Source organism: Petrotoga sp. 9PW.55.5.1, from assembly GCF_003265365.1.
Classification (GTDB): domain Bacteria; phylum Thermotogota; class Thermotogae; order Petrotogales; family Petrotogaceae; genus Petrotoga.
This window is the reverse complement of record NZ_AUPM01000051.1, coordinates 18,575-31,635: the sequence shown is the minus strand read 5'-3', so window position 1 is coordinate 31,635 and position 13,061 is coordinate 18,575. Positions and strand designations below refer to the sequence as shown.

Below are 13,061 nucleotides of genomic sequence, written 5' to 3'. Positions count from 1 at the left end.
AAGCTATATTAGAGTCTCCCATTTCTTCCCCCTTGTTATTTATAGTTTGGTTAAATTATACTTTTGTTCTATTTAAATTATACCATAATAGTGATGGTTTTGGTTTTGAAAGTAAAATTCCCCTTCAAAAAGGGGTGGATGCAGCGTTTTGTGCTGCAGCCGGGGTAGTCTCTCTTTAATTTGCTTTTAGCAAATTATATGTACCACACCCCGTCAGACTTTCAGTCTGACACCCCTCTCAAGAGGGGAATAAAAATCAATAGACCTTTCAAGAGGTGAATTTAAGCTAATTCCCCTTCATAGAAGGGGAATTAGTGTCATGGATATATTCCTCTTAATTTTGTAGCGTTTGCAACCCTTTCGATTGCTCTTATATAAGCGGCAGTTCTCATATCTACTTCATACTTTTCGACGGTTTTTGCTACATCACAAAATGCATTTTTCATCTTTTTATGTAACGCTTTTCTAATATCTTCCAATTCCCAGAAGTTCCATTGAAGCCCTTGAACCCATTCAAAATAAGAGACTGTTACACCTCCAGCATTTGCAAGGAAATCCGGAACGATGAAAACATTCTTAGATAATAATATATCGTCAGCTTCGGGAGTCAGCGGACCATTAGCCCCTTCGACTATCATCTTAGCTTTAACTTGATCCGCATTATCTTCAGTGATTACGTTTTCTAATGCACAAGGAGAAAGCACATCAACATCTAAAGTAATCACGTCTTCATTAGTAATTTCTTTATAACCTTCCTCGTTTACATCCAGTAACAACGCTTTTCTACCTCGTGTTCTTTCCATTAATCTGCGAATTTCTTCTGCAGTAAACCCAGATTCCTTGTAAAAACCTCCACTGTAATCAGAGATTGCAACTAGTTTGTAATCTGTTTCTTCCGTTAGAGTTAAAGCCAAATAAGAACCAACATTCCCAAAGCCTTGAATTGCAACTGTTATTTCTTCATCTTTTTTGTTTAATTTTCCTTTGTCTCTTAAATATTTTACCGCTTCTTGAATACAGATGTTAACACCTCTACCGGTTGCTTCGGTTCTTCCTTCGGAACCACCAATTTCTAAAGGTTTTCCTGTGACTATTCCTAAGGTTGTATGCCCTATATTCATTGAATATGTATCCATCCACCAAGCCATTATTTGCCCATCAGTATTTACATCGGGAGCTGGTATATCTTTTTCTTCTCCGATAATGATTTGTATTTCTGAGAAAAATCTTCTTGATAACTTTTCTAATTCAGAATCCGATAGTTTCAAAGGATCAACAGTTACTCCACCTTTTGCTCCACCATATGGAATATCAACAACCGCAGATTTCCAAGTCATCCAAAAAGCTAAGGCCCTGACTTCATCTAAATTGACATTGGGATGGTATCTGATTCCACCTTTGGCTGGACCTCTTGACACATTATGTTGAACTCGATAACCTGTGAATACCTTCACAGTTCCATCATCCATACAAACGGGGAAATTAACTGTTAATTCTCTTTTTGGTTTTATTAACACTTCTCGTATATTCCTATCAAGTTCCATAATATGAGCTGCTCTGTCAAACTGTTTAACAGCATTGTCAAACAAACTGATCTTTTTTGTTTCCTCCATCTTGAAAAACCTCCTTTATGGTTTAATCATCATATTGTGGGAAAAAGTTTCTACTAATATTTTATGCCTTTTTTCTCAAAGTTTCAAATCCAAATAATCTTGATTTTGTTCATTTATGAGCAATTAAATGAAATTAAAAACGATTAGCTGCATTTTTTATAAATATGAAAAAAATTTCAGGAAATTTTTTTCATACAAACTAAGTTTAATTATTATGATATAATTGTTTGAACAATTCTTTTCAGGAGAGGGTCATATTGAATAAGGATAAGTTTGTTGAAGAATTAAAAACAAAAGACCAAGAAGCTTTTAAAAAATTATATGAAGAATATGCTCCTAAAATTTACGGGATTTTAAGAAATTATGTGAATCAAAATGAAATAGAAGATGCCTTGCAAGAAGTTTTTATCAGAATAATTAAAGGTATAGATGGTTTCCAAGGTCGTTCAAAGTTATCAACTTGGATTTATAGAATAGCGGTTAATGTTGGCAAAAATTATTATAGGGATTATAAAAAAAAGGAAGATAGATCAGTTAATTTAGAAGATGAATCAGGCAATAATTATAATTTACAAGCAGTTTCGGATAATGATGTCAGGAAAGAAGCTTTGGATTCTCTTGATTATCAAATGATTTTAAATATAATGGAGAAGTTAGAACAGGATGAGAGGGTCATCATAAAACTCAGGGACATAGATGGCATGAGCTATAATGAAATTTCCGAAATTATGAATATACCTTTGGGGACTGTAAAAAGCAAACTTCATTATGCAAGAAGCAAGTTAAGGAACCTGATAGAGGGGGTAAATTTAGATGAATGAAAAAGAAGAAGAGCTATTGAACGATTTTTTTGACGGCAAAATAAATGAGGAAGAACTAAATGAAGAATGTAGAAAAATGGCGAAGTTATACAAAAAAATAATAAACAAATATTTTTCTTGTGAAGAAAACATATTAAATAAAGTAAAAAACAAATTGAATTTAGGATAGAAAAACAAAGAAAGGATTGAAGAAATGGTCAAAGTAAAAGTACCTGCAACCACAGCAAATATAGGCCCTGGATTTGATTGTTTAGGGATGGCATTAGAACTGTTCAATATTATAGAAGTTGAAGAAATTAAAACAGGACTTGAGATAATCATCCCCGATAAAGATAAAAAATACATAGAGAATGATGAAAATAATTTAGTATATCAATCCATGAAGTCTTTGTTTGATAAGGTTGATTGTCATCCTAAAGGTCTTCGTATAACTCTTATGAACAACATTCCCCTTACTCGTGGTTTAGGAAGCAGTGCTGCTTGTATTGCAGGAGGGATGACTGCAGCAAATGAATTAATTGGGAAACCATTAACAAATAGCGAAATAATATTCTTGGCAGCGAAAATGGACGGTCATCCTGATAATGTACTTCCAGCGTTAATTGGCGGATTGACTGTTGGTTGCCTTTTAGAAAATGAAGTAAAATATGTAAAAATTGATCTTCCTTCTCAACTGAAAATTCTTGTGTTAATACCGAATTTTCATTTTCCTACAAAAAAAGCTCGTTCTATTCTACCTAAAAGTTTGCCTTTTGAAGATGCAGTTTTTAATTTAAGCAGATTAGGATTACTTGTTTCTTCATTAATGACTGATAATTTTGATAATTTGCCTATAGCCTTACAAGATAAAATTCATCAACCATATCGTAAAGATTTTATCCCTCATTGGGAAGAAATTACTTCTAAACTTTTAGAGTTTGGAAGTAGGGGATATTTTATAAGTGGTGCAGGTCCAAGCATTGTTGGATTTTTAGATAAAGATTATGAAAAAGTCAGAAATAAAACGGTAGAATTTTTATCAAAGTATGAAGAAAATTGGGAAGTAGAAATTTTGAATGTAAGTAATTCAGGATTGGAGGTAATAAATAGTGAGAGAAGTAATGAACGTTATTGATAATGATGAAAATTATATTTATCTTCAAACTACTAGGACACAAGAGTGTAAGAGTTGTTCAATGTATGGTGGTTGTTCTATGTTGGGTGGTTCAAACGAATTAAAACTAAAAGCTAAAAAGATAGATAGATTTGAAGTAAACAAAGGAGACAAAGTGATTGTAGAACTTCCTAATGTACCTGTTGTAAAACTATCTTTTTTAGCATATGGATTACCTTTAATAGTTTTTTTAACAATAGTTATTCTGTTTTATTCTATGAATTTTTCGGACATCTTATCTTTTATTTTTGGCGTTTTAGGAATGGTAGTTACTTATTTAACCGTTAATGTATATGATAAGAAAAAACTAAAAGATAGGTATTTACCTGAGATAGTTCAAAAGATTGAGAATCATAAATTTATAATTCAAGAGAACAAAGAGATTTCCAATTAAAAAAGCTTGGGTAAATCCCAAGCTTTTAAATTTTAAATTGACCATAAAAGTGGCAAGCTGTAAAATGCCCTTCTTTTACTTCATTCAATGGTGGTTCTTCTTTTGAACAAATATCTTTTGCTATTGGACAGCGGGGATGAAATCTACAACCTGATGGCGGATTCAATGGACTAGGGACATCTCCTTTTAGTATAACTCTCTTCTTTTTAACTTCAGGATCTGGTATAGGTATAGCGGACATCAAAGAGACTGTATATGGATGCAATGGATCATCAAAAAGCTCTTTTTTATTTGTTAATTCCACCAACTTTCCTAAATACATAACAGCGATTCTATCACTAATATGTTTTACAACAGCTAGATCATGGGCAATAAAAACATATGTAAGTCCGTATTCGTTTTTAAGATCAACCATAAGGTTTATTATCTGTGATTGAATAGATACATCAAGAGCAGAAACAGCTTCATCGGATATGATTAATTTTGGATCTAAAGCTAACGCTCTTGCAATACCTATTCTTTGTCTTTGACCTCCGGAAAATTGGTGTGGATACCTGTAAACGTAATCTTTTGATAACCCTACAGTTTCCATTAAATTAGCAACTCTGTCTCTTACTTCAGAACCAGTTCCCATTTTGTTGACTTTCATCCCTTCACCAATAATATCTAAAACCCTCATTCTAGGGTTCAAAGATGAGTAAGGGTCTTGAAATATTACCTGAGCATTTTTTCTGAAGTATCTTCTTTTTTCGTATAGATCACTCATCAAATCTTTTTTTATTTCCTTAGCCCCACCTTGAAAATACATCTGTGCATATTTTTTATCAATTTCGTTTTCTAAATTTTTGATTACCTCATCTTCCGAACCTAATTCTTTTTTCATTTTTTCAAATTTATCAACGTAAATCTCTTGAATGTATTTATTCACTTGTAGATTTTTCATAAACCAAGGGGTAGTATCTCTATCTTCCATTAAAATACGCCCATAAGTTGGCTCATATAATCTAAGTATAGTCATTCCCGTAGTACTTTTACCACAACCTGATTCTCCAACAAGCCCTAGGGTTTCTCCTTTTTTTATTTCGAAATTAATATCATCGACCGCTAAAACTTGAGCAACTGTTCTTTTAAATACACCGGCTTTCACTGGAAAATATTTTTTCAAGTTTTCGACTTTGAGTATTACTTCGTCATTATTAGGCACTATATTTCACCTTCTTTAACTTTGTTCATCTCTTCTAATAATTTATCAATGTGCCAGCACCGAGATAAATGGCTTTCTTCAATTTCTTTTAATTCTGGATCTTCTTCAACACATTTTTGATCGGCGAAGAAGCATCTATTTGAAAACTTACAACCTTTTGGAAAATTGAGAGGATTTGGAACAACTCCAGGAATTGATAATAATCTTTCTTCTTCTTTATCTATACGAGGAATAGATTTCATAAGTCCCCATGTATAAGGATGCCTTGGCCTTTTGAAAATAGTTTTAACATCTCCACTTTCAACAACCTCACCACCATACATAACTATTGCTCTATCAGCCATTTCTGCAATTACCCCGAGATCATGTGTGATGAATATTATCGACATTTTAAACTCTTCTTGTAAATCTTCCATAAGTTCCAATATTTGAGCCTGAATAGTGACATCTAAAGCTGTTGTTGGTTCATCAGCGATAAGTATAGACGGATTACACGCAAGCGCCATTGCAATCATTGCTCTTTGCCTCATTCCGCCGGATAGTTCGTGGGGATATTGATCTATTCTTCTTTCCGGTTCTGGAATTCCAACTTTTCTCAAAAGTTCTACAGCTCTTTTCTTTCCATCTTTTTCATTCATTTTCAAATGGAGTTCTAGAGATTCCATTATCTGTTCCCCAATGGTATAAACTGGATTCAAAGCGGTCATCGGTTCTTGGAAGATCATAGAAATCTCGTTTCCTCTAATTTTTCTAAGTTGATGATCAGATAAAGATAAAACATCCATTCCCTTATAAGTAATAGAACCTTCAGCAATCCAGCCATTTTCTTCTAATAACCTAATTGTACTTAAAGCGGTAACTGTTTTACCAGAACCAGACTCACCAACTATAGCTAAATTTTCTCCAGGATAAAGGTCAAACGTTGCACCATTAACAGCTTTTATTACCCCATCCTCAGTTTTGAAATGAACATGCAGATTTTTTACACTGAGTATAGGTTCATTATTATTGTCTTTCAAAAATATTCCTCCTCTCTTTTTAACGTCTCATTCTAGGATCAAAAATATCTCTTAATGCGTCTCCTAAAAGGTTCCATCCCATTACAAAAAGAATCATTGCAACCCCAGGATAAAGAATCGTGAACCAATATTGCCCAGGATTAGTACCTCCTATAAGCCAATCTCTAGAATAAGAAAGTATAGAACCCCAATCCGCGTATCCTTGAGGCGCTCCTAAACCCAAAAAGCTTAAAGCAGCTGCTGTAATAACCATAGAACCTATTCTCATCGTTGCATTGATCAAAACAGGAAAAATCGTATTAGGTAATATATGTTTAACTATGATAGCAGCGTCTCTTACGCCAAGTGCTTTTGCTGCCATGACATACTGTTCATTTTTTGCTTGGAGGATATTGCCTCTAATCAATCTAGCAGTGACCATCCAACCAAATATTATCAAGGCTATCATCATGTTTCTCACACCAAGTCCAAGTATAGTAGTTAAAACCATGGCTGCTAACATAAATGGGATGGACATAAAAATATCTGTAATTCTCATCAATAATTCTTCTAACCATCCTCCGAAATAAGCAGCGATGGAACCAATAAATAACCCAACTGCAGTAGAAATTAGAACTACAACAAGACCTATTTGAAAAGCAGTTCTAGTTCCCCAAACAACTCCATAAAAAATATCTTTTTGGTTAACTACCCCAAAAGGATGTCCAGGAGAAGGAGGAATCGGTTGTAACGAAGAGGTGACATTAGGTATCAAATAAGGATCAAAATCTATATGACTTAAGAAATCATCATTCAACCTATCATAAACTTTTAAGGCTTCTTTTCTGAAATCGTCTCCTTGTAAATTTTTAAGGTTAGATACCATTTCTGAATATTCCAAAGATCTTTCATATCTTTCTACTACAACCTTATATTCTCTTTTTAATCTCCTAATAACTCCATTTGTGTCCTCGTCGAAATCATCGTAATATGACATATTCAAAATATAAAAATCAACCAATTCTTTGATTTGAGCTTTTAATTCTTCTTTAATAATTTCGCCATTTTCAAACTTTTCAACACTTTCCATTAAACTCGTCATATCTTGGTAATCAGCTTCTGCAAAAAAGTAGGTGTCTTCCATATAATTTTGAAACTGTTCAATTATAGCTTCTTCATTTTCAAACGGGTTTTCATCTATTAAATTTTTAGCTCTCCGTAAATTCCTCTCTTCAGGCAACTTTGGAGGAGCTATCAATGGAGCAAAAATCGCGATTATAATAAAAAATATTAAAATTGAAACACCAATTAAAGCTGATGGGTTGGTAAAAAACCTTTTTAGAGTTCTTTTGAATTCTTCACTCACAATCTCACCTCACCCTAACCTAATTCTTGGATCGATAAATGCGTATGATACATCGATTATAAGGTTTCCTAAAATAAGCATAAAAGAGGTGAACAACAAAACGCCCATTATAGATGCATAGTCCAGCTGCTGTGCAGCAGTTGCTGCGAAAGATCCTAACCCTGTTCTAACAAAAACCATTTCAACTATAACAACTCCGGTTAGTAAACCTATTACCATCTGTCCGGCTGTTGTAACAACAGGTATCAGGGCATTTCTTCTTGCGTGTTTATTAATAACAACACTTTCTGGTAAACCTTTTGAACGAGCTGTTCTGACATAATCTTTTCTTAAAACCTCAAGCATAGAAGATCTTGTAATTCTTAACAAATTCGCCCACCACAACCATGATATGGCTATTATAGGACCCAATATATGTCTTAAGGCATCCCAGAAGACGTCAAGCCTACCGTTAAGTAAAGCATCTATAGTTAACAAATTAGTATAATTATTAAAAGAAGCACTTTTAACTACCTCATCAGCCCACAAACTTAAATTTCCTGGAGGGAACCATCCCAAACCAATATAAAAGATTAATAGTACCAGTATAGCCCACACAAAGTCAGGCAAAGACCAGCCTATTAAAGCAAATATTCTTATTGCTTGGTCTATAAAAGAGTTATGATGAACTGCCGCAGTGACCCCGAGCCATATACCAACCCCTATTATAGGAAATAGTGAGTACAACGCCAATTCTACTGTATAAGGAAATCTATGAAGCAGTGCATCAAGGACAGGTTCTTTTCCAATTACCGACCATCCAAGGTCTCCCTTAAACAAGTTTCCAATCCATTTCCCATACCTTATTGGCCAAGGATCTGTTAATCCATACTGTTCCATTAACGCTATTTTATCCTGATCAGACATTTTAGCATAAGAGTTTGGGTCAACGTAAGTTGATAAAAGCTTGAGAGGACCTAAAAGTTGGGACATTGAAAAAACGATCAACGTAACTCCTAACATGATTAAAGGTAACAATAATAACCTTCTGACAATATAAGTTGTCAAAAGCAAACACCTCCGTCACATAAAATATACTTTATAAGTATCAACTTAAAAAGAGAGGGGATTAGCCCCTCTCTTATGATTGTACTACAAAAATTACATAATTTACTACAAATTAGTAAAATTATTACTATTCTTTTGTGTAATTATAGTAATAATCACCTGGCCATATTGGGTTATTTATCCACCCTTTAAGCCAAGAACGATGTACTCTTAAACCCTGAGGTTGATAAAGAGGTAATACTAGGGCATAATCAAATACAAATTCTTGAATATCTATATACAACTGTTCTCTCTTCACAGGATCTGTTTCAAGTGCGGCTTCTTCAATCATCTTGTTCAAAGATTTACCACCAAATTCTGGTCTTGGTAATGAGGCAAATTCTGCGAAATTCTCACCATAGTATCCTCCGTAGTCACCGTCACTATGATAATATGTGAAAATAAAGTTGTGAGGATCAGGATAATCTGCTAACCAACCGATTATATAAACAGGTAACATCATGTTTTCTCTTTCATCCAAGTAAGTAGGCCATTGAACTCCTCTAACTTGAACTTGGAACCTTGGGTTAATCTTTGCGAGGTTGTCTCTTAAAATTTCTGCAGCAACTCTTCTTGCGTCATTACCAATATTGTAAAGTATATCCATTTTAAAACCTGTTTGCCACAATCTTCCTTTGTAAGCACGTTTGAAATAATTCTCTGCTTTTTGTAGATCTAGTTCATAAAATGGAAGATCATCACTATAACCCAAGAAACCTTTAGGTAAAGCGGTAGGAACTTTCTCGCCTAAACCATTCAATACATCATTTATCATTCCTTCATAATCAAAAGCATAAGCAAATCCCAATCTTACATTTACATCTTCAAAGAAATTAGGTGGAATTCCATTTCCATCTAATTGCCCAGAACCTATATATGGAGATTCAGGATCTACTTCCCAGTTGAATCCCAAAGAAGTGATAGAAACTTCTGGGGTTCCTGGAATAATTGTTAAACCACTCATTGACTGTACTATATCTAAATACTGAGCAGGAACATACGCTATATCTGCATCACCAGTTTCTAACATTGCTCTTCTTGTGGACCATTCATCAATGCCTTGTATAATAACTCTTCTTATTGGAGCAGGTCCTCTCCAATAATCATCAAATCTTTCAAGAACTACCCTTTGTTGTGCGTGATCCCATTCAACAAGCTTGTATGGCCCTGTTCCCATTGCGTGATCAAAATAAGGTGATTGTTCTTTTGTCCATCCATGGTATTTCCACCAACCTTCTGCTTTTCCATCCCATAGTCCAATTTCAATAGAATATTCTTTGTCTAAAATTGCTCCCCATCCACTACCTGAAGATATTATGTTTAAGAACGGAGCAAAAGGTCTAGCTAAATGGACATGGACTTCGTTCCCAACTACTTCCACTGCTGGGTCTATTACATCATGGTAAAAGTTAACCAATGCTTCTTCATATTCAGGAGATTTCAAATTCATATTTGCATCGAATATTGAAACCCATGAAGCTCCCACATAGTCCTCAACCAAAGTTCTTACGCTAAAAACACCAAACATAGGATCCAAGAACATCCATATTGGTCCTCCAGGAGGATTAAAAAGCAGGGCTCTTTCGAAAGTATATTCGACATCTTCTGGAGTTAGATCGTTACCATTATGGAACTTAACTCCTTCTCTTATTGGGAATACGTAAGTTTTACCTCCATCTCTTAAGTAACCGTTTTCAACGGTAGGAACAACCGTTGAAAGCATAGGAACAAATTTACTCATGCTTTCACCATCATATGCTATGAGGTTGTCATAAACGTTATGTATAACCTCGCCACTTGCAGTATCATATGCATGATGTGGATCAAGTGTATCTGGTTCAGAAAGAGTTGCATCAAAAATCATATCAGGGTTTTTCACCTGAGTAAAGGCAAAAACTGCCATCAAAGAAACCATAAAAACAACAAAAATCTTTTTCATACTCCTACCTCCTTTGAAAATTTATTGAAATCTTTTATACTCAATCAGTTATATTTTATCACACTTCATTTTAATAAACAAGTAATAATTTTAAATTTAAAAATAATTAATTCATAATTATTTTCGATAAAATCAATTGCATATATAGTATTTCACAAAATCTTATTTATATCAAGTCTGATTACGGATAGTTTAAGGAGATTATGGGCGATTATTATCGATAAATGGCAAATATTTCAAAAATAATAACAATATGAAAAAAATTTCAAAGTTTACTAATAAATGTCTTTTAAAAAGTCTATAAAATCTTTAAAAGAAAGAATTTATATTGACATAATAAAAAAAATATGTTATACTCTAAAAGCGTAGTTATGGGTGCGTAGCTCAGTGGGAGAGCGCTTCCTTGACGCGGAAGAGGCCGTAGGTTCAATCCCTACCGCACCCACCATAAAACTAAAATTAACGGGATATTTATTATCCCGCTTTATTTTTTATATTTAACATTTTAAATATTTTATCTCTATATTTTCCGTTTATGGTAATATACTCTTTTTCTTTAAATATTAATTTTTCTTTGTCATTTGGAGCGTTCCTTGTTATAGCACTTACTAAAGCAGAAACCGATTTTTTGTTTTTAAGATTTAAATTAGAAATAATCTCTTCGGAAGGCAGCTTGCCTTTTTCTGTTAATAATCCCAAGAATTTTTTAGTCAACGGTTTTAAATTGTTTATAAAACTTCTTAACTCCTCATCATTCCATTCCTTTTTTGATCTACCTTTAATTAATTGCTTTATTATTTCAATTCTACTTCTTAAATCATTAGAAAGCAAATAAAAAACAATTTCTCCGTTAATTTCTGATTCATTTAAAAGATCAATAAGAGAATCAAAAGTCTGGTAATCTATCTCTATCGTATATTTTTGATCACCATACTTCAAATTTTCATCTATATATACGAGATTAAAAAGCTTAAAAAATCTTTCTAAAAGTTTTTGGTATAAAAAATCTCTCAATTCATAATTATCCAAAGATTTAACAAAATCATTTATTGATTGAAAATCTTCCTTTCTTTTAATTTTACTGAGAACAAGATCTTCCAGTTTTCTTTGGTTTTCACTTTTTAATAAATCTTCTCCTAAAAATTTTATAAGCATTTCCAACTGGTCTTTGTACATAACTAAAAAGTACTCCCGTTCCAACCCCACATTGTATTTTTGATATCAACGAAATTAATATATACCCTTTCTTTAGGAACATTCAAATGTTCTTCTACCATATCACAAATTTTCTTTGAAAGTTCGGTTGTTTTATTTTCAGATAATCCAATACTTCTTAATTCAACAAAAGCAGCAGGTTGAAAGTCCCCTTGAAAATATATCTGGGTATTATCTTCTAAACTTGTCATAAAATACTTTTCTGGCTTTCCTAAAGCTTTTGCAATCTCCTTGGTAAAGGAATCTAATAATTCCTTTTTGTTTTCTATCTTTTTATTTATGGATATTTTTAAATAAGGCATTCACAACACCTCCGTATTATTTTTCATTAGATATTTTAACATATAACTTCCTTTAAATACAATTTTTCTTTAATTTTTTGTAGACTATTTGACATATTGTTATAACTATTATATAATAAGTTAAAACAAATGTATTCATTTGAAGGAGTTGTTTGAAATGGAAAAAATACCTATTCCGTTATATTACAAGCTCTATGTGGATTTAAAAGAAGACCTAGAAGAAAATTATAAAAAAGGTGATAAAATTCTTACAGAGAACGAAATATGTAATAAATACAGTGTATCTCGTTTAACTGTTCGAAGAGCCCTAGATGAACTTTCAAAAGAAGGTTTAATAGAAAGAAAAAGAGGTCAAGGTACATTTTATTTAGGTAGAAAGCAAGAAGAAGAGTTAAGTAAATTAACTGGATTTACCGATGAAGCAATAAAGCAAGGCCATAAAACAACATCCATTGTATTAGAAAATAAATTAATGGCTATACCACAAGAATTAACAGAAGAATTTAAGATGCCAAAAGATGGAAGAGTAGTTCTTTTAAAAAGGGTAAGATATTTGGATGAAGAACCCTATGCCATAGAAAGTTCATATCTGAACCCTTATGCTGATATTAGAATTTTGAATATCATTGAAAGAGATATGTCAAATGAATCTTTATACCGTATTTTAAATGATGAATTTGGTATTGTTTTTTCACATGCTGTAGAAACGTTGGAAGTAACTACATTGAACAAAGAAGAAGGTAAATTTCTCTCTCAAAAAGAAGGAGCAATTGCTGCACTGAGAACTAGATACACTTACATTAAAGATGAGAAATGTATAGAATACGTAAGATCTCTTTATCGTGGGGATAGGTATAAATTTAGAATTGTCAGGAGAGCGTGATAAAAAAAACAAAAAGAAAAGCAAAAGGGGGTTTTTACAATTTATTCAACATTAGAAGAAATAAACAGAATACCTGATTTACTAAGT

General features: G+C 32.9%; 12 protein-coding genes, 1 tRNA gene and 2 pseudogenes. 6 read left to right on the top strand and 9 right to left on the bottom strand.

The window, feature by feature from the left end; genetic code table 11:
• Window positions 1–317: 317 nt before the first annotated feature.
• Window positions 318–1,613, bottom strand: coding sequence for a Glu/Leu/Phe/Val dehydrogenase (locus tag PW5551_RS07845; RefSeq protein WP_113075242.1), 1,296 nt, complete (start codon window positions 1,611–1,613; stop codon window positions 318–320).
• Between the two features lie 257 nt (window positions 1,614–1,870).
• Here PW5551_RS07845 and PW5551_RS07840 point away from each other — a divergent pair, with 257 nt between their 5' ends.
• The 4 genes from PW5551_RS07840 to PW5551_RS07830 are packed head-to-tail and all read left to right on the top strand — an operon-like array spanning window position 1,871 to window position 3,981.
• Entirely contained in the window at window positions 1,871–2,434 is a 564-nt protein-coding gene (locus tag PW5551_RS07840) for a sigma-70 family RNA polymerase sigma factor (RefSeq protein ID WP_113075241.1), read from the top strand.
• Entirely contained in the window at window positions 2,427–2,603 is a 177-nt protein-coding gene (locus tag PW5551_RS10195; protein WP_158526167.1) for a hypothetical protein, read from the top strand. The genes PW5551_RS07840 and PW5551_RS10195 overlap by 8 nt, the downstream gene beginning before the upstream one ends.
• A gap of 24 nt (window positions 2,604–2,627) precedes the next feature.
• Window positions 2,628–3,548, top strand: a complete 921-nt coding sequence (gene thrB / locus PW5551_RS07835) for a homoserine kinase (RefSeq protein ID WP_113075240.1) — start codon at window positions 2,628–2,630, stop codon at window positions 3,546–3,548.
• Window positions 3,523–3,981, top strand: a complete 459-nt coding sequence (locus tag PW5551_RS07830) for a SoxR reducing system RseC family protein (protein WP_113075239.1) — start codon at window positions 3,523–3,525, stop codon at window positions 3,979–3,981. Before thrB ends, PW5551_RS07830 begins: the two co-directional genes overlap by 26 nt.
• A gap of 25 nt (window positions 3,982–4,006) precedes the next feature.
• Here the strand turns inward: PW5551_RS07830 and PW5551_RS07825 are convergent, their stop codons facing one another.
• From PW5551_RS07825 to PW5551_RS07805, 6 genes and pseudogenes are all read right to left on the bottom strand, one after another.
• Window positions 4,007–5,185 carry an ABC transporter ATP-binding protein gene (locus PW5551_RS07825; RefSeq protein WP_113075238.1) on the bottom strand — a complete coding sequence of 393 codons (1,179 nt, stop codon included), beginning with the start codon at window positions 5,183–5,185 and terminating at the stop codon, window positions 4,007–4,009.
• The gene (locus PW5551_RS07820; protein WP_113075237.1) at window positions 5,185–6,204 is read right to left on the bottom strand and encodes an ABC transporter ATP-binding protein; all 1,020 of its coding nucleotides are present in this window, start codon (window positions 6,202–6,204) and stop codon (window positions 5,185–5,187) included. Before PW5551_RS07820 ends, PW5551_RS07825 begins: the two co-directional genes overlap by 1 nt.
• Before the next feature lie 19 nt (window positions 6,205–6,223).
• Window positions 6,224–6,967 (bottom strand): annotated as a pseudogene (locus PW5551_RS10865) (ABC transporter permease); the annotation flags it as partial.
• 468 nt (window positions 6,968–7,435) lie between these two features.
• Window positions 7,436–7,549 (bottom strand): annotated as a pseudogene (locus PW5551_RS10860) (ABC transporter permease); the annotation flags it as partial.
• A gap of 9 nt (window positions 7,550–7,558) precedes the next feature.
• Window positions 7,559–8,596, bottom strand: a complete 1,038-nt coding sequence (locus tag PW5551_RS07810; RefSeq protein WP_113075235.1) for an ABC transporter permease — start codon at window positions 8,594–8,596, stop codon at window positions 7,559–7,561.
• A gap of 127 nt (window positions 8,597–8,723) precedes the next feature.
• Window positions 8,724–10,574, bottom strand: a complete 1,851-nt coding sequence (locus PW5551_RS07805; protein ID WP_113075234.1) for an ABC transporter substrate-binding protein — start codon at window positions 10,572–10,574, stop codon at window positions 8,724–8,726.
• Window positions 10,575–10,947: 373 nt separating this feature from the next.
• Between PW5551_RS07805 and PW5551_RS07800 the strand changes: the two genes are divergently transcribed.
• Window positions 10,948–11,022: transfer RNA gene (locus PW5551_RS07800), tRNA-Val, on the top strand.
• Between the two features lie 26 nt (window positions 11,023–11,048).
• On the opposite strand, the gene PW5551_RS07795 is transcribed toward PW5551_RS07800, so the two are convergent.
• Window positions 11,049–11,750, bottom strand: coding sequence for a hypothetical protein (locus PW5551_RS07795; protein ID WP_113075233.1), 702 nt, complete (start codon window positions 11,748–11,750; stop codon window positions 11,049–11,051).
• A gap of 2 nt (window positions 11,751–11,752) precedes the next feature.
• Window positions 11,753–12,091, bottom strand: a complete 339-nt coding sequence (locus PW5551_RS07790) for a phenylpyruvate tautomerase MIF-related protein (protein WP_113075232.1) — start codon at window positions 12,089–12,091, stop codon at window positions 11,753–11,755.
• 157 nt (window positions 12,092–12,248) lie between these two features.
• Between PW5551_RS07790 and PW5551_RS07785 the strand changes: the two genes are divergently transcribed.
• Window positions 12,249–12,974 carry a GntR family transcriptional regulator gene (locus PW5551_RS07785; RefSeq protein ID WP_113075231.1) on the top strand — a complete coding sequence of 242 codons (726 nt, stop codon included), beginning with the start codon at window positions 12,249–12,251 and terminating at the stop codon, window positions 12,972–12,974.
• Window positions 12,975–13,061: the final 87 nt, after the last annotated feature.

Excerpts from the sequence above, each read along its gene's own strand:
- PW5551_RS07845 (WP_113075242.1), bottom strand. The coding sequence starts at position 1,613 with ATGGAGGAAACAAAAAAGATCAGTTTGTTTGACAATGCTGTTAAACAG.
- PW5551_RS10195 (WP_158526167.1), top strand. The coding sequence starts at position 2,427 with ATGAATGAAAAAGAAGAAGAGCTATTGAACGATTTTTTTGACGGCAAA.
- thrB (WP_113075240.1), top strand. The coding sequence starts at position 2,628 with ATGGTCAAAGTAAAAGTACCTGCAACCACAGCAAATATAGGCCCTGGA.
- PW5551_RS07805 (WP_113075234.1), bottom strand. The coding sequence starts at position 10,574 with ATGAAAAAGATTTTTGTTGTTTTTATGGTTTCTTTGATGGCAGTTTTT.
- PW5551_RS07795 (WP_113075233.1), bottom strand. The coding sequence starts at position 11,750 with ATGTACAAAGACCAGTTGGAAATGCTTATAAAATTTTTAGGAGAAGAT.
- PW5551_RS07790 (WP_113075232.1), bottom strand. The coding sequence starts at position 12,091 with ATGCCTTATTTAAAAATATCCATAAATAAAAAGATAGAAAACAAAAAG.
- PW5551_RS07785 (WP_113075231.1), top strand. The coding sequence starts at position 12,249 with ATGGAAAAAATACCTATTCCGTTATATTACAAGCTCTATGTGGATTTA.